Raw genomic sequence first — 22,895 nt, 5'->3', positions numbered from 1 at the left:
TCCCTCAACGAGCCTTCAGAAAGGCCAGAACACATTCGCTGAAATCAGCGCCAGCCTGCACGTTGGACAAGTGCGCAGCGTAGAACTCGGCGTACTCGGCGCCCGGCACATGCTCCTGAATGAAGTGCCCACCCGACGGCGGCGTGACCGCATCCTCAGTGCCGGCGATCACCAGCAGCGGCGCCTTGATCGAGGACAACTGATCGCGGAAATCGGCATCGCGCACAGCTGCGCAATTGGCCGCGTAACCCTCTGGCGAAGTCGCCGCCAGCATGTCGGTAATCTGCTTGGCCGCCGCCGGGTTGGCTTCGGAGAAATCCGGGGTGAACCAGCGGGCAATCGACGCATCGCGCAGGGCAACCATGGCCGCCCGACCATCGCGCAGCACCATTTCAATGCGCGGGTTCCACACCGACGGATCGCCGATTTTCGCTGCGGTGTTGCACACGATCAGCTTGTTCAGTCGATCGCCGGCGTTGATCCCCAGCCACTGGCCAATCAACCCGCCCATGGACAATCCGCAGAAATGCGCGCGCTCGATGTGCAAGGCATCCAGCAATGCGAGCACGTCGCGACCCAGTTGCTCGATGCTGTAAGACCCCGGCGTTACCAATGACTGGCCATGGCCGCGGGTGTCGAAACGCAGCACGCGAAAATGCTCGGAGAATGCCGGGATTTGCGCATCCCACATGTGCAGGTCCGTGCCCAGGGAGTTGGACAGCACCAGCACCGGCGCATCGACCGGTCCATCGAGTTGGTAATGCAGTTCGCCCTCGGCGAGTTGTACAAAAGCCACAGCAAGTCTCCTTCAGGCAGTCAATGCAGAATGTTCAGCCACCGCCCTCTCGACCCAGGTTTTGGCCTGGCCGAGGTAATGGGCAGGGTCCAGCAGATGATCGAGCTCAGCCGCCGACAGTTCGGCGGTCACTTGTGGTTCGTCGCCGAGGACCGCACGCAGGTGACGTTGTTCGGCCACGGCGCGTTTGCAGCATTGCTCCAACAGATGATGCGCGGTATCGCGCCCAACCCGCTGCGCGAGGACGATGCTCACCGCTTCGGCGAGCACCAGGCCCTGGGTCAAATCGAGATTGCGCGCCATGCGCTCGGCATCCACTTCCAGCCCTTGGGCGATCAACAATGCTTGATGCAGGCTGCCCGACACCAGGCAGCAGATTTCCGGCAGGGTTTCCCACTCGGCATGCCACAGACCGAGGCTGCGCTCGTGCTCCTGGGGCATGGCGCTGAACAGCGTCGAGAGCAAACCGGGTACGCGAGTCGCCGCGCCGATCAATACCGCTGCGCCTACCGGATTGCGTTTGTGCGGCATGGTCGAGGAACCGCCCTTGCCCGGCGCCGAAGGCTCGAACACTTCGGCGGCCTCGGTTTGCATCAACAGGCTGATATCACGCCCGAGTTTGCCGAGACTGCCGGCGATCAGGCCGAGCGCAGCGCCGAACTCCACCACGCGATCGCGCTGGGTGTGCCACGGCTGATCGGGCAAGGTCAGTTGCAGTTCTTCGGCCAGCGCTTGGGCAATCGGCATGGCCTGTTCGCCAAGGGCCGCAAGGGTTCCGGACGCACCGCCGAATTGCAGCACCAGCAGACGCGGCTTGAGTTCGGCCAAGCGTTGGCGACTGCGGGTCACCGCCCCCAGCCAGCCGGCGACCTTCATGCCGAGGGTGACCGGTGTTGCATGCTGCAGCCAGGTGCGTCCGGCCAATGGCGTGGTCGCGTAGCGCTGGGCCTGGGACGCGAGTGTCTGCCCCAGTTGTGCCAGGTCGCTCTCGATCAGTTCCAGCGCCCGGCGCAGTTGCAGCACCAGGCCGCTGTCCATCACGTCCTGGCTGGTCGCGCCCAGATGCACATAGCGCTCGGCTTCGGCATCGGTGGCCGCGATCTGCTTGCCCAGCGCCTTGACCAATGGAATCGCCGAGTTACCCGCCGTGGCAATGGCCTCGCCCAACGTCGCAAAGTCATAAAGCCCGGCGCGACAAGCTGCTTCAATCGGCGCGACAGCATTCGACGGAATCATCCCGACCCGTGCTTCGGCCCGGGCCAATGCCGCTTCGAAATCGAGCATGGCCTGGACCCGACCCTGATCGCAGAACACCTCACGCATATCGCGGGCCGTGAAATAGGCATCGAACAATTGATTGCCCGGTCGCTGGTTCATAAACAATTCCTGGAGGCGCGGGCCTGCGGTCCGCGCGTGAAGATCAAAGGTCGTGATGCAGATACTTCGCCTGTTTCGGCAGACGCAGGCTGAACAGGAACGCTATCGCCATCATCACCGTCACGTACCAGTAGAAGGAGTTTTCCATGCCCACGGCCTTGAGGCTCAAGGCCACATACTCCGCCGAACCACCGAAAATCGCATTCGCCACCGCATACGCCAGGCCGACACCCAATGCACGCACCTCGGGCGGGAACATCTCGGCTTTCACCAGGCCACTGATGGAGGTGTAGAAACTGACGATCGCCAGCGCCAGGGTAATCAACACGAAGGCCAGAAATGGACTTGTCACGCTTTTCAGGCTCAACAGGATCGGCACGGTGCACAGCGTGCCGAGGGCGCCGAACCAGAGCATCGAGTTACGCCGGCCGATCTTGTCGGCGAGCATGCCGAAAATCGGCTGCATGCACATATAGAGGAACAGCGCGCCGGTCATGATGTAGCTGGCGGTCTTGGCCGGCATGCCGGCGGTGTTCACCAGGTACTTCTGCATGTACGTGGTGAAGGTGTAGAAGATCAGCGAACCACCGGCGGTGTAACCGAGTACGGTGATGAATGCGGTTTTATGGTCGCGAAACAGGGCGCTGATGCTGCCGGCGTCCTTGTTTTCGCGCATTGCCTTGCTGGTGGTTTCCTTGAGCGAACGACGCAGATACAGCGAAACCAGCGCCGCCATGGCACCCACCACGAAGGGTATCCGCCAGCCGTAGGCACGCAGGTCATCTTCGGTGAGGAACTGTTGCAGGACCACCACCAGCGACACCGCGAGCAATTGGCCGCCAATCAGGGTCACGTACTGGAACGAGGCGAAGAAACCGCGCTGGCCCTTGAGCGCCACTTCACTCATGTAGGTTGCGGTAGTGCCGTACTCACCGCCCACCGACAAGCCTTGCAGCAAACGGGCGAACAGCAACAGGATCGGCGCCCAGACCCCAATGCTGCTGTAGGTCGGCAGGCAGGCGATAAGCAGCGAGCCGAAGCACATCATCAGAATCGAGATCAACATCGAATTCTTGCGCCCGTGCTTGTCCGCCAAGCGCCCGAAAATCCAGCCACCAATCGGCCGCATCAGGAACCCGGCGGCGAACACGCCAGCGGTATTGACCAGCTGCACGGTGGGGTTATCGGACGGGAAAAAGGCCGGTGCGAAATAGATCGCACAGAAGGCGTAGACGTAGAAGTCGAACCATTCAACCAGGTTGCCGGACGAGGCACCGACAATGGCGAAGATCCGCTTGCTGCGTTCTTCGCCCGTATAAAGAGCTATAGGCGCTGTGGGTGTTGTCATTGTTTTTTCACTCAATGGGGACAGTGAGAGTCTAGACACACTTTGCAACACTCCCGTTCCGCAGATGTTTCAGCGAACACACATCCCTGTGGGAGCGGGCTTGCTCGCGAAGGCGTCGTATCAGTCGATATCAATGTTGTCTGATACACCGCTTTCGCGAGCAAGCTCGCTCCCCCAGTTTTTTTGCAGTGTTCACTTAATAGTCGAAGAACACCGTCTCGGCATCGGTACCCTGCAGAATCACATTCCACTGATAAACACCCGACGCATCCTTCTTGGCCAGCAAGGTGCTGCGGCGCTCGGCCGGCACGCACTCCAGCAACGGATCGTTGACGTTGGCCGCCTCGCCTTCAAAGTAGATCCGCGTCAGCAGGTGCTTCACCAAACCACGGGCAAACACCAGAACGACAAGGTGCGGTGCCTGGGTCGTGCCTTTGAGGCCCTCGACCGTACCGGGCTTGATGGTGGTAAAGCGAAAGCGTCCTTCGGCATCCACCGGCACCCGGCCAAAGCCTTCGAAGTTCGGGTCCAGGGGTTTGTCCTGGTCGTCTTCCGGGTGGTCATACTTGCCGGCGGCGTTGGCCTGCCAGACTTCCAGCATCGCGTCGTTGACGATGTCGCCATTGCCGTCGACCACTTGCCCGGTGATCGCTACGCGCTCGCCCAGGGTTTGTTCGACGGTCAGGTTTTCGCGGTTCAGCCAGGTCAGGCCGATGTGGTAGTACGGCCCGACGGTGTGGGACGTGGTCGCAGTCAGCGTCATCTTATTTCTCCATCGGCGTGGCGTCGCGGCCGCGCAAAACGATGTCCCAGCGATAACCGAGGGCATAGGAAGGGATGGTTTTTTCCAGATCGAACGTCGCGATCAAGCGCTCTTTGGCGCTGGTATCGGGTACGCAGTTGTAGATCGGGTCGTACGCCAGCAACGGGTCGCCCGGGAAATACATCTGCGTCACCAGGCGCGTCAGGATGCTCGGCCCGAACAGCGAGAAATGGATGTGCGCCGGGCGCCAGGCGTTGTGGTGGTTACCCCATGGATAGGCGCCGGGCTTGATGGTCTGGAACTGGTACCAGCCATCGGCGTCGGTCACGGTGCGGCCGGTGCCGGTGAAGTTCGGGTCCAGCGGTGCGTCGTGCAGGTCGCGGGCATGGGCGTAGCGACCGGCGGCGTTGGCCTGCCAGATCTCCACCAGAATCCCCGGCACCGGCAGTCCGTTTTCATCCAGCACACGGCCGTGGATGATGATGCGCTCACCCTGAGGCTGCCCCTCGTGCTGGGCGGTCAGGTCGTTATCCTTCTCGTTGATGCGCTCGGCGCCGACGGTAGGACCGGTGATTTCCGACAGCGAATGCGGCAGGAACACCAACGGCTTGGACGGCGAGCGCAGGTTGGTGGATTGATAGGTCGGGTGCAGGTACTCCGGCTGGGTGCCTTCCTGCGGGCGACGGTAACCAGGCTTGTCAGTCATGAAACATTCCTCAGTTCTTATAAGTCTTCAGAGCGTGTCAGACGCGCTCGATCGCCAGGGCCAGCCCCTGACCGACACCGACGCACATGGTGGCCAGACCTTTCTTGCCACCGGTTTTTTCCAGCTGATGCAATGCGGTCAACACCAGCCGCGCGCCGCTCATGCCCAACGGGTGCCCCAAGGCAATCGCGCCACCGTTCGGGTTGACCTGGGCCGCGTCGTCCGCGATCCCCAGTTCACGCAGCACCGCCAGGCCTTGGCTGGCGAAGGCTTCGTTGAGCTCGATCACGTCGAAATCGCTGACCGCTACACCGAGGCGCTCGATCAGTTTACGCACCGCCGGCACCGGGCCAATGCCCATCACCCGCGGGGCAACACCGGCGCTCGCCATGCCCAGCACTTTGGCACGGGCAGTCAGGCCGTGTTTCTTCACCGCTTCGGCCGAAGCCAGGATCAACGCGGCGGCGCCGTCGTTTACACCCGAGGCATTGCCGGCGGTGACGGTCTTGTCGGGGCCGTTGACCGGTTTGAGTTTGGTCAGAGCTTCCAGGGTGGTGTCGGCGCGAGGATGCTCGTCCTGGCTGACCACGGTTTCACCCTTCTTGTGGGCTATGCGCACTTCAACGATTTCTTCGGCGAAGAACCCGGCGGCTTGTGCGGCGGCCGTGCGTTGTTGACTGCGCAGGGCGAACGCGTCCTGATCGGCGCGGGACACCTTGTAATCGTCGGCCACGTTGTCAGCGGTCTGCGGCATCGCATCCACGCCGTACTGGGCCTTCATCAACGGGTTGATGAAGCGCCAGCCGATGGTGGTGTCTTCGAGCTTCATGTTGCGCGAAAAAGCGGCATCGGCCTTGCCCATCACGAACGGCGCACGGGACATCGACTCGACGCCGCCGGCAATCGCCAGCTCCATCTCGCCGCTGGCGATGGCGCGGAACGCGGTGCCGATGGCATCCATGCCCGAAGCGCAAAGGCGATTGAGGGTCACGCCGGGAATGGTTTCCGGCAGGCCGGCCAGCAACAGTGCCATACGCGCAACGTTGCGGTTGTCTTCACCGGCCTGGTTGGCGCAGCCGAGGAACACCTCGTCCACCGCGTTCCAGTCCACCGACGGGTTGCGCTCCATCAAGGCCTTGATTGGCACGGCAGCCAGGTCGTCGGCACGCACCGTCGACAGGCCACCACCGAAACGGCCGATAGGGGTACGAATCGCGTCGCAGATATAAACGTCACGCATCACGCTTCTCCGGGGGCTTGGCCGTGTGCGGCAGCGGTACGGGCTTCGAGGTCGCGCAGCGCGGTCAGTTCGACTTCAGTCGGCTCGGCGGTTTGCTCAACCTGGTCGGCAAAGCGAATCGCCCAACCGGTGGCATCAACCACTTGCTCGCGGGTCACACCCGGATGCAGTGCAGTGACCACGAACTCATGGGTACCGGCTTCCGGCTCCATGATGCACAGATCGGTGATGATCCCCACCGGTCCGGCGCCTGGCAGACCGAGACGCTTGCGCGAATCGCCGCCCTCGCCGTGGCCGACCGAGGTAATGAAATCGAGTTTGTCGACAAAGGAGCGCGACGACTGCTTGAGGATGATCAACACGCTCTTGGCGGAACCGGCAATCTCCGGCGCGCCACCTGCACCCGGCAGACGGACTTTCGGCGCGTGGTAATCACCCACGACGGTGGTGTTGATGTTGCCGAAACGGTCGACCTGCGCCGCGCCGAGGAAACCGACGTCAATGCGCCCGCCCTGCAGCCAGTAACGGAAAATCTCGCCGGTCGGCACCACGGTGTCGGCGGTTTCCGCCAGCTCACCGTCGCCAATCGACAGTGGCAATACACTTGGCTTGGCACCGATCGGGCCCGATTCGTAGATCAGCACCACATCAGGCGAGGAAGTCAGGCGCGCGAGGTTGGCCGCTTTCGACGGCAGGCCGATGCCGACGAAGCACACCGAGCCGTTCTTCAGGCGACGGGCAGCGGCAACGGTCATCATTTCATTGGTGGTGTAAGTCATTACTTCGCCTCCGAAGCGGCGGCCAGTTTGGCCTGGAACTCGCTGAAGTCAGCGCTGCCGTGGATGTATTCGTTGATCCACGCGGTGAAGGTTTCACGGTCGCGGGCAATCGGGTCCCAGGCCTGGTAGAAGCGGTTGTCGCGTTCGTTGTAGCCGTGGGCATAGGACGGATGCGCGCCGCCAGGTACGTGGCAAACCGCGCTCAAGGCCCAGGTTGGCAATACACAGGAGTTCATCGGTGCATTGAGGTCGTCGACGATTTCCTCAACGGTGACGATGCAGCGCTTGGCCGCCAGCGCAGCTTCTTTCTGCACGCCGAGGATGCCCCACAGCAGCACGTTGCCCTTGCGGTCGGCTTTCTGTGCATGAATCACCGTGATATCCGGACGCACCGAAGGCACGGCGGCCAACACTTCGCCGGTGAACGGGCAGGTCACGGATTTGATCAGCGGGTTAACCTTCGGCAAATCGGAACCGGCGTAGGCACGCAGCACCGCGAACGGCAGGCCGGATGCCCCGGCGACGTAGGCGTTGGCCAGGTCGGCGTGGCTGTGTTCTTCGATTTCCAGCGCGTGGGGCCACTGTTTCTCCACAGCGTCACGCAGGCGATGCAGTGAGCCGACACCCGGGTTGCCGCCCCAGGAGAAAATCAGTTTGCGGGCACAACCGGCACCGATCAACTGGTCATAGATCAAGTCAGGGGTCATCCGCACCAGGGTCAGGTCTTTCTTGCCCTGGCGAATGATTTCGTGACCGGCGGCCGTCGGGATCAGGTGAGTAAAGCCTTCGAGCGCGACCGTATCGCCGTCGTTTACGAATTGCTTCACCGCGTCGTGCAGCGAAAGGATTTCAGCCATTGGGGCAGGCTCCCGTTTATTGTTAACCGACAGTGGAAGAAGGCGCCGATGCGCAGCGCCGGAATGACTGAAGGTTAAGCTTCTGAAAAAGGCCAAACAATCCGATAATCGACTGAGCGTTCGATTATCGAACACATTGTTGCTCGGCTAACAATCCAGATCAAAAGCTTCGCGAGCAAGCCCGCTCCCACAGGGATAAGTGTGATCCTTGTGGGAGCGGGCTTGCTCGCGAAGAGGCCCGCAACAGCAATAAAGAACCCGAGTGATGGCCTCAGGTCGCATCCGCATGACTGACCATGCCCTTGATCACCACCGCCGTCGTCGCCAGTGCCGCCGGAATCACCAGCGCCGTCAGCACTTGCTCGAAGTTCCAGCCCAGGCCCAGCAACGTCGCGCCCATCCACGCCCCGAGGATGGCGCCGAAGCGGCCGATGCCGAGCATCCACGACACGCCGGTGGCCCGCCCCTGAGTCGGATAAAACCGCGCAGCCAGTGACGGCATTGCCGATTGCGCACCGTTGACACACATCCCGGCCACCAGCACCAGCGTCGCCAACAGCGCGATGTTGCCCAGGCTCTGCCCTACCGCGTAGGCAAACACCCCGGCCAGCAGGTAGAAAGTGCCGATGACCTTGTGCGGATTGAACCGGTCCATTGCCCAGCCCACGCCCACCGCACTCAGCACGCCACCAAACTGGAACAGCGCGCCGATGAAGGCGGCCTGCTCCATGCTCGCGCCACTGTCACGCATCAGCGTCGGCAGCCAACTGGTCAGCAGGTAAACGATCACCAGGCCCATGAAGTAGGTCAGCCACAAGAGCAAGGTGCCGGTGCTGTAGGTGCCGGAGAAGATCACCGCGAACACATTGCGCGCCTTCACGGTTTTCTGTTCCGGCACACTGAAACTGGACGCCTGGGCCACCACCGTCGGATCAATCGGCGCCAGTGCCTTGCGCACTTTGTCCGTACCGCGGTTGCGCACCACCAGGTAACGCGCCGACTCCGGCAGCCAAAACAGCAAAACGACGGCGAGGATCAGCGGCAGCACTCCACCGATCAGCAGCAGGCTGTGCCAGCCAAAGGCCGGAATGAGCTTGGCCGAAATAAATCCGCCGCCAGCCATGCCGAGGTTGAAGCCGCAGAACATGCTGGTCACCAGCAGGGACTTTTTGCGCTCAGGGGTGTATTCCGACAGCAGCGTGGTGGCGTTCGGCATGCCGGCGCCCAGACCCAGGCCGGTCAGGAAGCGCAACACCAACAGCTGATCGACATTGGTGCTGTAGGCCGAGGCCAGGCTGAAGGCACCAAACAACAGCACCGCGCCGACCAGTACGACTTTTCGCCCGAATCGGTCAGCCAGAGGGCCGGAGCCCAATGCGCCGAAGACCATGCCGATCAACGCCGCACTCATCACCGGGCCGAGACTGGCACGGTCGATACCCCAGTCCTGGGACAGGGCCGGGGCGATGAAGCCCATTGCCGCGGTGTCGAGGCCATCGAGGAAGACAATCAGGAAACACAGGATCACCACGCGCCACTGGTAGCGCGAAATGGGTTGGGCATTGATGAAGGACTGCACGTCGAGGCAGTTCCCTACAGCAGACTGAGGCTGGTTCATTATTTTTATCCCACGGATCGCGGTCGAACGATGTCAGCAGATGCCGACGAAGCCGCGACATTAATGATCCGGAGGAAACAGCGTCAATTCGATAAACGCGACTCTGTGCGTTTATCGAACGGCTTAGGCAAACAACTGGGCGCTGAGGTCGCGGCTGGCGCTCAACAAACCGGGCAGGAAACGCTGTTCCAGTTCATTGCGGCTGACTCGCCCGGCGTGAGTGCTGACATTGAGGGCCGCGACCACCTGCCCGGAAGCGTCGTACACCGGGACGGCAATCGAACGCAGCCCTTGCTCGAGTTCCTGGTCGACGATGCACCAGCCTTGCTGTCGCACCTCTTGCAGACATTCGAGCAACGCCTCGGGGGTGTGGATCGTGCGGCTGGTCTTGGCTTGCAATTCGGCGTGGTCGAGGTATTCGCCCAGCGAGGTGTCATCCAGCGCGGCCAGCAGGATCCGCCCCATCGAGGTGCAATAGGCCGGCAAGCGCCCGCCCACCGACAGGTCCACCGAAATCAGCCGCTGGGTGGTCGCGGAGCGCGCGATGTACAGAATGTCATCACCCTCCAGCGTGGCCATGTTGCAGGCCTCGTGCAGTTGCTCGCTCATGCGGTCCAGGTAAGGCTGGGCGGAAACTGCCAGCGGCGTAGATGACACATAGGCATGGCCGAGGGTCAGCACTTTGGGCAGCAGCGAATAGGTGCGGCCGTCGGTGGTGGCGTAGCCGAGCTTGATCAGGGTATGCAGGCAACGACGCACGGCGGCGCGGGGAATTTCCGTGCGGTGGCTGATCTGGGCGATGGTCAGGTGCCGTTTGCGCTCCTGGAACGCTTGCACCACGGCCAGGCCGCGGGCCAGGGACGTCATGAAATCCGGGTCGCCGGTCAGTGCCTGGATCCGTTTGGCAGGTGAGGCAACGATGGGAGGAGCCACTGAAGCGAAGGAATTGCGCATTTGATCGTTCATACAAGGTCCTTTTACCCATTCGGATCAGCGACTATTACAAAGGGTGAGCCTGGCGCTCAAGCCCGGCCCGCCAACTCCGTGCGATTATCGAACGCTCGACCGATAATCGCAATCCGTTGTGTAGATCAACCCCCATGCGCTGATGTCCGGTTTTCGCTGACTTACGCCCCCATGTTTACGCCGACTCGACACAGGACTTAATGGGGCAATCCAATTACCGTAACTTGCCCGATTTAATGGCGTCAGAAAGGCATCGCAGCAATGCGGTATCCGTCGACGTTCTAGTTAATCGCAAAGTTTCGAGCAACAAAACGGTCACACACCAAGATTCACTTTTAACTCTTTGGAGATAGTGTTCTTCAAATCGGCCGCTATAATACAATTCAGTAGCGCTTCGGTTTTTTACTTGCCGAACCCGCTGCCCGGCCAGGCGATGTTCCATCGCCGTTGCCCGTTGCAAGCGCCAGATCCGCATTGCACAGCCTTGCCATCGCGCTTGCCGAAACAGGAAACTGAAGCTACGTCAGCTATTTATCTCTGGTGTCGTGGCCGCCTGTGACATGGAAGTATTGATCACGTTGTTGCCAAAAACGATGCCTTGACGGGCATTGCCCACTCGACGAACGTGATCAAACGATTTGATGCAGCGCGTTTTCACCAGAATTTATCCCAACTCAATCAGGTAGCACTGTGACGAAAGACGAACTGCGCGCGGAACTAGAGCGCCAGGAACAACGTTACAAGGAAGTTTACGGCGGAGAAGTCACCACTTACGCCGCTCAACCCGAACCGGAACGCAAACCCTGGCGTAAACGCGCCACCGTTCAGGATCAGGTTTTCCAGCAAGAACTTCAAAAAATGGAAAAGGAACTCAAAGCTGAAGAGCCGTGACCGCTTCGGCCTGATCCTTACAAGGGCCTGCCTCTGCACCCGTTAAAAGCGGGATGTATTGATGTTGCCTTTCGCGCCCGCTACGAGCGGGCAGCGGCCATCACCGTCGTCGAATCAGGCAGATTTCCGGTATCTGACCTATTTCTCAGATTTTTCTCACAACCGTTCAAGCCCCTCCTGCCGGGCCTCGAAGGTTTTGTGACAGTCTATTTTTTCAATAAAATCAATGACTTAAAAAACACAGCAAAACCGTGGGTTTTCAGGTCCTGCGGCAAAAAAATTCGTTGAAGAATGTTACCGATGAGCAGCTAGTGCATTGATTAGCAGTCTTTTCTGGCATAATCGCGCCCCCTTATGACCGGGTCAGAAAACCTTCATGATCGATTTATTCAGCGGACTGGATGCTTGGGTGCTTGTGAGCCTCTTGCTCGCCCTGGCCTTTGTCCTCGCCTTCGAGTTCATCAACGGCTTTCATGACACCGCTAACGCGGTGGCGACCGTTATCTACACCAAAGCCATGCCGCCTCACCTGGCGGTGTTCTTCTCCGGTGTGTTCAACTTCCTCGGCGTGCTGCTGGGCGGGGTCGGCGTGGCGTATGCCATCGTCCACCTGCTGCCGGTAGAACTGCTGATCAATGTGAACACCGGTCACGGACTGGCCATGGTGTTCTCGTTGCTCGCCGCAGCCATCACCTGGAACCTGGGCACCTGGTACTTCGGTATCCCCGCCTCCAGCTCCCACACGCTGATCGGTTCGATCCTCGGCGTGGGCCTGGCCAACGCCCTGATCAACGAAATTCCGTTGGCCGACGGGGTGAACTGGCAAAAGGCGATCGATATCGGCATGTCGCTGGTATTCTCGCCAATGGCAGGCTTCCTGATCGCCGCGCTGATCCTGATCGGTCTTAAATGGTGGCGTCCGCTGTCGAAGATGCACAAGACGCCGGAACAGCGCCGCAAGATCGACGACAAGAAACACCCGCCGTTCTGGAATCGCCTGGTACTTGTGATCTCGGCCATGGCCGTGAGTTTCGTTCACGGCTCCAACGATGGCCAGAAAGGTATCGGCCTGATCATGCTGGTCCTGATCGGTATCGTGCCGGCCCAGTTCGTCCTCGACCTGAACAGCACGACCTACCAGATCGAACGGACTCGCGACGCTACGTTGCACCTGAGCCAGTTCTACCAGCGCAATTCCGAAACCCTGGGCGAGTTCCTGGCCTTGGGCAAGAGCTTGAACGGCGACTTGCCGGAGAAATTCCGTTGCAACCCGCAACAGACCGAACCGACCATCACCGCCCTGCTTGGCACCCTCAAGGGTGTAGCCGACTACCATTCGCTGTCGGCGGAAAGCCGCATCGAAGTACGTCGTTACCTGCTCTGCCTGGATGACACCGCGAAGAAAGTCAGCAAATTGCCAACGCTCGGGGCGCGTGAAAAGGCTGACCTGGACAAGTTGCGCAAAGACCTGACCACCACCACTGAATACGCCCCGTTCTGGGTGATTCTGGCGGTAGCACTGGCCCTGGGCCTGGGCACCATGGTCGGTTGGAAACGCGTGGTACTGACCATTGGCGAGAAGATCGGCAAGCAAGGCATGACTTACTCCCAAGGCATGTCGGCGCAGATCACCACCGCCAGCCTGATCGGCATGGCGAACATCTTCAGCCTGCCGGTTTCCACCACCCACGTGCTGTCCTCCGGCGTGGCGGGCACCATGGTCGCCAACAAAAGCGGCCTGCAAGGCGGCACCGTCAGAACCATCCTGCTGGCCTGGGTATTGACCCTGCCAGCCACCGTGGCCCTGTCGGCCGGGTTGTTCTGGCTGGCCTCGAAGGCGCTGGGTAGCTGATACAGCTGCATCGAAAAAGGCGCGCTCCGCAAGGACCGCGCCTTTTTTATTGTCTCTTCCAAACACCACAAATCAACTGCGGGCTTGCTCGCGAAAGCCGTGTGTCAGTCAACATTGATGTTGAATGTCAGTCAGCATTCGCGAGCAAGCCCGCTCCCACACTGGTTTTGTGTACACCGTCCAGAAATCGCAGGCAAAAAAAAGGGCAACCGAAGTTGCCCAAAATGCCTTGCGTGCTCATTACATCCAGAAAGAACGACGGTTATTTCCGCTTGTGCGAATCCTTCCAGATAAAAAGTCCGAACCCTGCAAAAAATACAAACATGAGGCTGACAGTCAGCACTCCGGCGATCACCACGTTGTCGAAAAACATGACGCGTCTCCTGTACCTGCCCTGTTGCGATAGGGCTAAGTTAACCAAACGGGCAGGAGAGAATATTGACCGGGATCAATGTCGCCCGAGACTGGGCAAGAGGAAGGGAGAAGTTTGACCCGCATCAATGAATGCGGGGGATTTCAGCGCTTTTTCGGTTTGTTTTTCGGCTTTTTTTTGGCCTTGCCCAATGGCATGGCCTGCTCGAACGCCTGGCGAACTTCATTGAGCCGCTTGTCATTGAGGTCATGAACACGCTTGGCGCGCTCGGCATTGAGGTCAATCAGTTTGTCGTCTTGGCTCATGGCAGTCAGTGCATCGCTTGAAATGAGTTTAAGCCGCCGTAGCGTTCGGCAACCCTGCGCCAATAATGCGGCCTGACGGCCGTGCTGACCAGCCTGCGCTCAAATCTCGATATCGACCCACAACCCTTGCCGCGGCTGATCTTCCATCAGCGGCGCCACCGGCACGGTGTTGTCGGCATTGAGTTCATCCCCGGGAATCGCCAGGTGAGCCTGCGGGTCATTATCAGCTTCGTGGCGACGTCGTTCCTGCTCCTGCCTGCGGCGCTGTTCCTCGCGCAGCACCAGTCCGTCCTCCTCAGGATTGCGCTTTTGCAGGTCGATCGTGCTTTCACTGGAGCTTTCCTGCACCGGCACCACCGGAGGAATATCCGGACGCTGACGGATCGGGTCGGACTGTGAAGTGATCGGCACGGCACTCAAGGGGAGCATCGGTGGCAGCATGGTTTTCAGTCTCCTGTCAGCAGGCTGTCGGCTGCGGGGATGGCGACTTGAGCCATCGGTCGCAAACTGTGACTCATTTGGCACTCATTAATGCACCGGGCGGCGCGTCATGCACAGGTGGGCTAACGTATGACTGTGAGTTTTTCTGAGAGTCCTTTGGCCCTGAAGCCCTCATTCCGTTAAGATAGCCCGCTTTTTCAGGTGGGAGTCAGGCAGCATGGCGCAGCAGTATCAACCGGGGCAACGCTGGATCAGTGACAGCGAAGCCGAGCTGGGTTTAGGCACCGTTCTGGCACAGGACGGCCGCTTGTTGACCGTGCTCTATCCGGCCACTGGCGACACTCGCCAGTACGCGCTAAGGAATGCGCCCCTCACCCGTGTGCGGTTTTCGCCCGGTGACTCCATCACTCACTTCGAAGGCTGGAAGCTGACCGTTCGCGAAGTCGACGACGTCGATGGCCTGCTGGTTTACCACGGCCTCAACGGGCAGAACGAAGTGGTCACCCTGCCGGAAACCCAACTGTCGAACTTCATCCAGTTCCGCCTGGCCAGCGACCGTCTGTTCGCCGGCCAGATCGACCCGCTGGCCTGGTTCTCCCTGCGTTACCACACACTGGAACACACCAGTCGCCAGTTGCAGTCCTCCCTTTGGGGTCTGGGCGGCGTGCGTGCGCAACCGATCGCGCACCAGTTGCACATTGCCCGCGAAGTCGCCGACCGTATCGCGCCACGGGTTCTGCTGGCCGACGAAGTGGGCCTGGGCAAAACCATCGAAGCCGGCCTGGTGATCCATCGCCAATTGCTCTCGGGCCGCGCCAACCGCGTGTTGATCCTGGTTCCGGAAAACCTGCAGCACCAGTGGCTGGTCGAGATGCGCCGCCGCTTTAACCTGCAGGTCGCGCTGTTCGACGAAGAACGTTTCATCGAAAGCGATGCCAGCAACCCCTTCGAAGACACCCAGCTCGCACTGGTCGCGCTTGAGTGGTTGGTGGACGACGAGAAAGCCCAGGACGCGCTGTTCGCGGCGGGCTGGGACTTGCTGGTGGTCGACGAGGCTCACCACCTGGTGTGGCACGAAGATCAGGTCAGCCCTGAGTATTCCCTGGTCGAGCAACTCGCCGAGACCATTCCTGGCGTGTTGCTGTTGACTGCCACTCCGGAACAACTGGGCCAGGACAGCCACTTCGCTCGTCTGCGCCTGCTCGACCCGAACCGTTTCCACGACCTGCAAGCCTTCCGCGCCGAGAGCGAAAACTATCGCCCGGTGGCTGAAGCCGTTCAGGAGTTGCTGGACAAGGGACGCCTGTCGCCGCAAGCCCACAAGACCATCCACGGCTTCCTCGGCAACGAAGGCGAAGCCCTGCTGGCCGCCGTCAACGATGGCGACACCGAAGCCAGCGCGCGTCTGGTGCGTGAACTGCTCGACCGCCACGGCACCGGCCGCGTGCTGTTCCGCAACACCCGCGCTGCCGTGCAGGGTTTCCCGGAGCGCAAGCTGCACCCGTACCCGCTGCCGTGCCCGGACGAATACCTCGAACTGCCGTTGGGCGATCACGCCGAGCTGTACCCGGAAGTCAGCTTCCAGGCCCAACCGGACGCCAGCGAAGAAGAACGCTGGTGGAAATTCGACCCGCGCGTCGAATGGCTGATCGATCAACTGAAGATGCTCAAGCGCACCAAAGTGCTGGTGATCTGCGCCCACGCCGAAACCGCCATGGACCTGGAAGACGCCCTGCGCGTGCGTTCCGGCATCCCGGCCACGGTGTTCCACGAAGGCATGAACATCCTCGAGCGTGACCGCGCCGCCGCCTATTTCGCCGACGAAGAATTTGGCGCGCAGGTGCTGATCTGCTCGGAAATCGGCAGTGAAGGTCGCAACTTCCAGTTCTCCCATCACCTGGTGCTGTTCGATCTGCCGTCCCACCCGGACCTGCTGGAACAACGTATCGGTCGACTGGACCGGATCGGCCAGAAGCACATCATCGAACTGCACGTGCCGTATCTGGAAACCAGCCCGCAAGAGCGCCTGTTCCAGTGGTACCACGAAGCGCTGAATGCGTTCCTCAACACCTGCCCGACCGGCAACGCCTTGCAGCACCAGTTCGGCCCGCGCCTGCTGCCGCTGCTCGAAGAAGCCGATGACGGTGAGTGGCAAGCGCTGATCGACGAAGCCCGTACCGAGCGTGAACGTCTGGAAGCCGAGCTGCACACCGGCCGCGACCGTTTGCTGGAGCTCAACTCCGGTGGCGCTGGCGAAGGTGATGCGCTGGTTGAAGACATCCTCGAACAGGACGATCAGTTCGCCCTGCCGATCTACATGGAAACCCTGTTCGACGCCTTCGGCATCGACAGCGAAGACCATTCGGAAAACGCGCTGATCCTCAAGCCGAGCGAAAAAATGCTCGACGCCAGCTTCCCGCTGGGCGACGACGAAGGCGTGACCATCACCTACGACCGTAACCAGGCGCTGTCTCGCGAAGACATGCAGTTCATCACCTGGGAGCACCCGATGGTTCAGGGCGGCATGGACCTGGTGCTGTCCGGTTCCATGGGCAACACCGCCGTGGCACTAATCAAGAACAAGGCGCTGAAACCTGGCACCGTGTTGCTGGAACTGCTCTATGTCAGCGAAGTGGTTGCCCCACGCTCGCTGCAACTGGGCCGCTACCTGCCACCGGCCGCCCTGCGTTGCCTGCTCGATACCAACGGCAACGACCTGTCGGCCCGCGTGTCGTTCGAAACCTTGAACGACCAGCTCGAAAGCGTGCCGCGTGCCAGCGCCAACAAGTTCATCCAGGCCCAGCGTGACCAACTGACGCCACGGATCAACGCCGGTGAAGCGAAGATCCTGCCGCGCCACACTGAACGTGTCGCCGAGGCGCAGCGTCGCCTGGCCGCCGATACCGACGAAGAACTGGCGCGCCTGACCGCCCTGCAAGCGGTCAACCCGACCGTGCGCGACAGCGAACTGGTGGCCCTGCGCAAACAACGCGAGCAAGGCCTGGCCATGCTCGACAAGGCTGCGCTGCGACTGGAAGCGATTCGGGTGCTGGTGGCGGGTTAACAACCCTCCTCCACCGCTATGAAAAGAAGGCCCGCAGCGATGCGGGCCTTTTTTGTTTACTTCAAATTCAGTAGTGCTGCTGATGGCCTCATCGCGAGCAAGCTCGCTCCCACATTGGATCTTCAGTGCCTATGAGATACCTGTGGGAGCGAGCTTGCTCGCGATAGCGGTTAAGCAGTCACCGCAGAACTGTCAGGCTCAACCACCGCCACCAACCCGTCCTTCATCCGCTTGGCGTCCCTCACAAAACACCGCGAAGCCAGGAACAGAAACACCACGGTGAGCAACAACGCCACCGGTATCAGGTACATCGCGTCATGCAGGCCGACCGCTTTAAACGCCTCAGTCATTTGCTCCGCGCCCGCCGCAAGCATCGCCGTGTGGGCGAAGTGATCCGACAAGGCCCCGACCACCACCGGCCCCAGGCCACCGCCCAACAGGTACAGCCCGGCAAAGAACAGCGCCATCGCCGTTGCCCGCAACCGAGGCTCGACCACATCCTGAATCGCCGTGTACACGCAGGTATAAAAGTTGTAGGCGAACAGCCAGCCCATACTGAATACCGCGACAAACACACCGATCTCGATTCGCCCGGAATGCAGCGCCCACGCGGTGCAGACCGTCGAAATCACCAGGCTGAAGGCGGCAAACAAAAGCCGTCCGTTGGCGATGCGCTGGTGAATCTTGTCCGCGATCCAGCCACCGAGGGTCAGGCCGACCAGCCCGGTCACACCGACAATAACTCCGGTCGCCACTGCGGCATCCTGCAACGGCATGAGGAAGTAGCGTTGCAGCATCGGCACAAGAAACGAGTTACAAGCATAGGTGGCGAAGTTGAAACACAGGCCGGCCATCACCAGCCACAGGAAGGTTGGCACTGCCAATACCCGACGGATCGGCCGATCGATTTTTTCCTGCGAAACCTGAACGCTCTCGGCAGCGCCGCGCTTCGGTTCCTTGATGAAAAACATGAAGATCGCCAGGATCAGCCCGGGCACCGCCGCGATAAAGAACGGTGCGCGCCAGCTATCGAAGGCCTTGACCATCGCGCCAATGGTGAAGAACGCCAGCAACAGCCCCAAGGGCAGCCCCAGCATGAAGATCCCCATGGCCCGCGCCCGACGGTGCGCCGGAAACAAGTCGCCGATCAGCGAGTTGGCGGCTGGCGCGTAACTGGCCTCGCCGATGCCGATGCCCATGCGCACGATCAGGAAGCTCCAGAAACTGCCCACCATGCCGTTGACGGCTGTCAAACCGCTCCATACCGCCAGCCCCCAGCCCATCAGCTTGCTGCGCGAGCCGGTATCGGCCATGCGCCCCAGCGGCAAGCCGGCAATGGCGTAGACGATGGTGAATGCCGTCCCGATGATCCCCAACTGGAAATCACTGAGGTGCCATTCCATGCGAATGGGCTCGATGATGATGGCCGGGATGGTGCGGTCGAAAAAATTGAACAGATTGGCCAGGAACAACAGGAACAGAATGCGCCAGGCATTGGCCGCTTGGGTCGAGTTCTGCATGGGTCCGTCTCTTTTATTGTTTTTGGGGCGTCACTGCCCCCGGACTTTGCAATCTAGACAGGCCGGCCGCGCCTGTCTTTCATTATTCGCCAGGCTGATACCAACCCATGGGACGCAATCTGTAGGAGCTTTCGCGGGACGGGTATTTCGCAGTCCGTCCGACCGATGAAAAATACCTTTCAGCCCCCCTTCCCAAGCCGTTGGCGAAGCCTAGAATAGCGGCCTTGTTTCCCCCCCTGTGTCTCCACTCCTCCTTAGATAATCGCCCATGTCCGAAGCCAGTCCGTGTCTGAATTGCGGTGCCTGCTGTTCTCATTTTCGCGTGTCATTTTTCTGGGGTGAATGCGCCTCGTCCGGGGGGACGGTACCCGATGAGCTTGTCGAGCAGATCAGCCCCAGTCGGGTCGCGATGCTCGGAACCGGCTGCAAACCCGTGCGCTGCACCAGCCTGGTCGGAGACGTGGGCAGTACGGTGCAGTGCTCCATTTACGAAAAACGCTCCAGCACCTGTCGGGAGTTCGACGCTTCGTGGGTCGACGGCCTGGCAAATCCCGATTGCGACGCGGCCCGTGCCGCTTTCGGCTTGCCGGCCCTGCAACCCGCGTTCGAGACGCCTCAGAAGCAAATCGCCTGAGTCATAGCACTAATCGCTATTAGGCTAATATCAAAAAAATTGGCATCAATGTGCCACTACCGCTTGCGCTCCACCCACGCCCTCTATACTCCACGACATTCGCCGACGCTCCTTGCGCCGACCTGAAGCTTAACGATGGGGCATGCTATGGAGTGGCTTGGTTTGCATTTCATTACCGAGCTACCAGAGACTGGGCAGGTCATACTTAATTGCACACATGACCCGTTTCTGGTGCTGCTGGCTTATCTGGTCGCCTGTGTCGGCGGTTTCGCGACACTGGACATGGCCGAACGGGTTGCTCACGCTGAAAAATCCGCGTCCCAAACGCTCTGGCGCTGGGTGGGCAGCGGATGCCTGGCCGGCGGCATCTGGGCCATGCATTTCGTCGGGATGCTGGCATTCCAGGCGCCTATCGATCTTCACTACCAACTGCCTGTCACGGTGTTCTCGCTAACCATCGCGCTGTTCGCCGCATGGCTGGCGATGCGTACCCTCAGCCTTCCTGAGCTGAGTTTTCGACAGTGCCTCACGTCATCGGTCGGGATCGGCCTGGGTATCGCGACCATGCATTACGTGGGCATGACGGCCATGCACTCCAATGCCTCGGTCTATTACCATCCGGGCCTGTTCGCCCTTTCCATCGCGATCGCGATCGGTGCCGCGCTGGCCGCCTTGTTGCTGGCATGGTATCTGCGCGACGGTGCAGGCATGCTGCATCAGCTTTTCAAATTCGGCGCCAGCCTGGTGCTCGGGGCGGGCATCCTCGGTATGCACCTCACTGCCATGGCCGCCTTCAACATGGTGATGCCCAGCGACAGCCTGCCAGCGCAAACCGGCGAACATCGCCATCTGCAACTGGCGCTGACCGTGACGGTCATCACCCTGCTGATCATCGGCAGCAGCATCAGCGCGGCACTGGCGGACAAGAAGCTGCAACACAAGGACCACGACCTGCAACGGGTCAACTCCCTGCTAAGCCAGCTTGACCAGGCGCGCATGTCGCTGCAACAGCTGGCGAACTACGATGCGCTGACCAACCTGATCAACCGCCGCGGGTTCAACCAGGTCTTCGCTGAAAAACTCATCGAGAAAACCAACAAAGGCGGGATGCTGGCGGTCATGTTCCTGGACATCGACCATTTCAAGCGGATCAACGACAGCCTTGGCCACGATGCCGGTGACGAACTGCTCAAAGTGCTTGCCGGGCACATCAAGAGCTCTGTTCGCAGTCATGAGGATGTGGTCGCTCGCTTCGGCGGCGACGAGTTCTGCCTGCTCATCGACCTGCGTGATCGTGACGAAGCGCGGCAGATGGCCCAACGCATCATGCTGAAAATGAAGGAGCCCATCGAGTTGGCCGGCAGGCGCATGGTCATGACCACCAGCATCGGCATCAGCCTGTTTCCGGAAGACGGCAAGACCTGCGAGGAACTGTTGAAAAACGCCGATCTGGCGCTGTATCAATCCAAGGGTGGCGGCCGGAACGGGCTGAGTTTTTTCAGTGCAGACCTGAAAACCCGCGCCACACTCGAGCTGCAACTGGAAGAAGAGTTGCGCCACGCCCTGCGTGAAGACACCGGCCTGATGCTCTATTACCAGCCCATCTATGACCTCAAGACCGGTCAGGTGAGCAAGCTCGAAGCCTTGATCCGCTGGCAACACCCGGTCCACGGTTTCCTCGTACCGGATCGTTTTATCGCCATCGCCGAAGCCAATGGCCTGATCGCCGAGCTGGACAACTGGGTGCTGCGCAAGGCCTGCGAGGATCTGGGCGAGTTGTCGCGCCAAGGCTGTGATGACCTGAAGATCGCCGTGAACTGCTCGCCCCTGAACCTGGCGCGCGAAGAACTGGCCGATGAAATCGAGTACGCATTGCGGGCCTCCGGTGTGGAGCCCCACCGTCTGGAACTGGAGGTCACCGAAAACGCCTTGATGGGCAATATCGCCGACACCCTGGTGCTGCTGCGCCAGATACGCGCCCTCGGCGTTTCGCTGTCGATCGATGACTTCGGCACCGGCTATTCATCCTTGGCCTACCTCAAGCGCTTGCCGCTCAACACGCTGAAAATCGACCGCTCGTTCATCCAGGACATTCCCAAGGCGACCCAGGATATGGAAATCGTCCAGGCGATTATCGTCATGGCCCATACCCTGCACCTGCAAGTGGTCACCGAAGGGGTCGAAACCTTCGAGCAGTACCAGTTCCTGGAAGACCATGGCTGTGACTTCGTTCAGGGCTATCTGCTGAGTCGGCCGGTGCCGCTGGCCGAACTGCATCCGGTGCTGAACGAAATCAACCAGCGCAAGCACGCCTACACCGTCACGACGCTGAGCCTGGTTCACGGTACATCTGTACTAATGTAGACGGGTCCTTTTCAAGAAACCCCTGACTCCCATGCAGGCGCATCAACTGCGCGGCCAGACCGCTGATCGGTGTCGCCGAGCCTTGTTCACGGGAAAACTTCACTGCTGTATCCAGATCCTTGAGTAACGTCCGTACGTGCCATTTGACCGGCTCGAAACGGTTTTGCGCCATCTGTGGGGCCAGGATCTGCAAGGGTTTCGAATCGGCAAAGCCGCCGGCCAGCGCTTCGGCGATCAGACTGGCATCAACCCCGGAACGCTCCGCCAACGCGACCACTTCGGCAATCACCAATGCATTGCAGGCGACGATCATCTGATTGCACGCCTTGGTCACCTGCCCGGCCCCGACGCCGCCCATATGCGTCACACGTTGCCCCAGGCTCAACAGGACAGGCCGGACCCGCTCCAGATCCTGTAGCTCACCGCCGACCATGATCGCCAGGCTTCCAGCCTCGGCACCGACCACGCCACCGGACACCGGCGTATCGAGCCAGCCCATGCCGGTTTTAGCGGCAAGTTCTGCGGCCATTTCCCGCGTAGCGTTGGGCTCCAGGCTGGAGAAATCCACCAGCAGCTGCCCTTTTTTGGCGCCCTCCACAACACCTGCCGGACCAAACACCACCTCGCGTACGACCGAGGTATCGGCCAGGCACAGCATCACCACGTCAGCGTACTGGCACAGTTCGGCCGGGCTGGCGACCTGGCGCGCGCCGGCCTCCACCAGCGGCTTGCACTTGTCCGGATTGCGATTCCATACCGCCAGCGGATAACCCGCGGCCAGCAGGCGCCGGCACATCGGCAGCCCCATCAGGCCGATCCCGGCAAACCCTAGCGAAGGTAGCGTTGACATCATTTTGCCTCTTCTTGATTAAAGATCACCGAATATTGGCCGATTCATCATGACTCAGGAAAGGATTCACTCCGAGCAATGCTCAGGCTAAAGACCAAGGCATGGTCCAAGTACGCGCTGAAAAAAGACGCGATTGTATTCCGTGACGGTT

The 22,895-nt window shown here is 60.5% G+C and carries 20 protein-coding genes; 5 read left to right on the top strand and 15 right to left on the bottom strand.

The genetic code is table 11. The features are described from left to right. Positions 1-4: 4 nt before the first annotated feature. The 10 genes from pcaD to pcaR form a co-directional block, all read right to left on the bottom strand. The gene (pcaD, locus tag PspS34_RS06130; protein ID WP_154861789.1) at positions 5-796 is read right to left on the bottom strand and encodes a 3-oxoadipate enol-lactonase; all 792 of its coding nucleotides are present in this window, start codon (positions 794-796) and stop codon (positions 5-7) included. Between the two features lie 12 nt (positions 797-808). Next, entirely contained in the window at positions 809-2,173 is a 1,365-nt protein-coding gene (locus PspS34_RS06125; RefSeq protein ID WP_154861790.1) for a 3-carboxy-cis,cis-muconate cycloisomerase, read from the bottom strand. A gap of 43 nt (positions 2,174-2,216) precedes the next feature. Next, a complete protein-coding gene (locus PspS34_RS06120) occupies positions 2,217-3,521 on the bottom strand; it encodes an MFS family transporter (RefSeq protein WP_090453557.1) in 1,305 nt (434 codons plus the stop codon). A gap of 196 nt (positions 3,522-3,717) precedes the next feature. Beyond that, positions 3,718-4,284, bottom strand: coding sequence for a protocatechuate 3,4-dioxygenase subunit alpha (gene pcaG, locus PspS34_RS06115; protein ID WP_102672182.1), 567 nt, complete (start codon positions 4,282-4,284; stop codon positions 3,718-3,720). A gap of 1 nt (position 4,285) precedes the next feature. Next, positions 4,286-4,990: a protocatechuate 3,4-dioxygenase subunit beta gene (gene pcaH, locus PspS34_RS06110; protein WP_057716089.1), complete on the bottom strand. Its 705-nt coding sequence runs from the start codon at positions 4,988-4,990 to the stop codon at positions 4,286-4,288. 37 nt (positions 4,991-5,027) lie between these two features. After that, positions 5,028-6,233 (bottom strand): 3-oxoadipyl-CoA thiolase, encoded by a 1,206-nt coding sequence (gene pcaF, locus PspS34_RS06105; RefSeq protein ID WP_174245503.1) that lies wholly within the window; start codon positions 6,231-6,233, stop codon positions 5,028-5,030. Next, on the bottom strand, positions 6,230-7,009 hold the full coding sequence (locus PspS34_RS06100; protein WP_057716091.1) for a CoA-transferase subunit beta: 780 nt from the start codon (positions 7,007-7,009) through the stop codon (positions 6,230-6,232). The genes pcaF and PspS34_RS06100 overlap by 4 nt, the downstream gene beginning before the upstream one ends. Beyond that, entirely contained in the window at positions 7,009-7,866 is an 858-nt protein-coding gene (locus PspS34_RS06095) for a CoA transferase subunit A (protein ID WP_008054173.1), read from the bottom strand. The genes PspS34_RS06100 and PspS34_RS06095 overlap by 1 nt, the downstream gene beginning before the upstream one ends. A 271-nt stretch (positions 7,867-8,137) precedes the next feature. Continuing rightward, positions 8,138-9,484, bottom strand: coding sequence for an MFS transporter (locus PspS34_RS06090; protein ID WP_057716092.1), 1,347 nt, complete (start codon positions 9,482-9,484; stop codon positions 8,138-8,140). Between the two features lie 123 nt (positions 9,485-9,607). Further along, complete coding sequence (pcaR, locus tag PspS34_RS06085) at positions 9,608-10,450, bottom strand: pca regulon transcriptional regulator PcaR (RefSeq protein WP_057716093.1); 843 nt, start codon at positions 10,448-10,450, stop codon at positions 9,608-9,610. A gap of 690 nt (positions 10,451-11,140) precedes the next feature. Between pcaR and PspS34_RS06080 the strand changes: the two genes are divergently transcribed. Together PspS34_RS06080 and PspS34_RS06075 are read left to right on the top strand one after the other, a co-directional pair. Then, on the top strand, positions 11,141-11,341 hold the full coding sequence (locus PspS34_RS06080) for a hypothetical protein (protein ID WP_007986337.1): 201 nt from the start codon (positions 11,141-11,143) through the stop codon (positions 11,339-11,341). 376 nt (positions 11,342-11,717) lie between these two features. After that, a complete protein-coding gene (locus PspS34_RS06075; protein ID WP_057716094.1) occupies positions 11,718-13,193 on the top strand; it encodes an inorganic phosphate transporter in 1,476 nt (491 codons plus the stop codon). A 262-nt stretch (positions 13,194-13,455) separates the two neighbouring features. On the opposite strand, the gene ccoM is transcribed toward PspS34_RS06075, so the two are convergent. The 3 genes from ccoM to PspS34_RS06070 all read right to left on the bottom strand — a co-directional run bounded on the left by ccoM (position 13,456) and on the right by PspS34_RS06070 (position 14,312). Then, positions 13,456-13,566 (bottom strand): cytochrome c oxidase subunit CcoM, encoded by a 111-nt coding sequence (ccoM, locus tag PspS34_RS28850; protein ID WP_007976669.1) that lies wholly within the window; start codon positions 13,564-13,566, stop codon positions 13,456-13,458. A gap of 143 nt (positions 13,567-13,709) precedes the next feature. Beyond that, on the bottom strand, positions 13,710-13,871 hold the full coding sequence (locus PspS34_RS28235) for a hypothetical protein (protein WP_008016476.1): 162 nt from the start codon (positions 13,869-13,871) through the stop codon (positions 13,710-13,712). A gap of 99 nt (positions 13,872-13,970) precedes the next feature. After that, entirely contained in the window at positions 13,971-14,312 is a 342-nt protein-coding gene (locus PspS34_RS06070) for an aspartate-semialdehyde dehydrogenase (protein ID WP_154861791.1), read from the bottom strand. A gap of 217 nt (positions 14,313-14,529) precedes the next feature. Here PspS34_RS06070 and rapA point away from each other — a divergent pair, with 217 nt between their 5' ends. Next, positions 14,530-17,376 (top strand): RNA polymerase-associated protein RapA, encoded by a 2,847-nt coding sequence (gene rapA / locus PspS34_RS06065; RefSeq protein WP_057716096.1) that lies wholly within the window; start codon positions 14,530-14,532, stop codon positions 17,374-17,376. A gap of 170 nt (positions 17,377-17,546) precedes the next feature. Here the strand turns inward: rapA and PspS34_RS06060 are convergent, their stop codons facing one another. Continuing rightward, a complete protein-coding gene (locus tag PspS34_RS06060) occupies positions 17,547-18,896 on the bottom strand; it encodes an MFS transporter (protein WP_057716097.1) in 1,350 nt (449 codons plus the stop codon). A gap of 268 nt (positions 18,897-19,164) precedes the next feature. Between PspS34_RS06060 and PspS34_RS06055 the strand changes: the two genes are divergently transcribed. After that, positions 19,165-19,530, top strand: a complete 366-nt coding sequence (locus tag PspS34_RS06055) for a YkgJ family cysteine cluster protein (RefSeq protein WP_046043993.1) — start codon at positions 19,165-19,167, stop codon at positions 19,528-19,530. A gap of 162 nt (positions 19,531-19,692) precedes the next feature. After that, positions 19,693-21,894 carry an EAL domain-containing protein gene (locus PspS34_RS06050; RefSeq protein WP_275113801.1) on the top strand — a complete coding sequence of 734 codons (2,202 nt, stop codon included), beginning with the start codon at positions 19,693-19,695 and terminating at the stop codon, positions 21,892-21,894. Here PspS34_RS06050 and PspS34_RS06045 read toward each other — a convergent pair. Continuing rightward, positions 21,851-22,747: an NAD(P)-dependent oxidoreductase gene (locus PspS34_RS06045; RefSeq protein WP_057716100.1), complete on the bottom strand. Its 897-nt coding sequence runs from the start codon at positions 22,745-22,747 to the stop codon at positions 21,851-21,853. The two genes, PspS34_RS06050 and PspS34_RS06045, sit on opposite strands and share 44 nt — an antisense overlap. Positions 22,748-22,895 lie beyond the last annotated feature (148 nt).

The organism is Pseudomonas sp. S34 (assembly GCF_009866745.1).
Classification (GTDB): domain Bacteria; phylum Pseudomonadota; class Gammaproteobacteria; order Pseudomonadales; family Pseudomonadaceae; genus Aquipseudomonas; species Aquipseudomonas jessenii.
The sequence above is the reverse complement of the archived record's forward strand: the minus strand, read 5'-3'. Positions and strand labels throughout refer to the sequence as shown.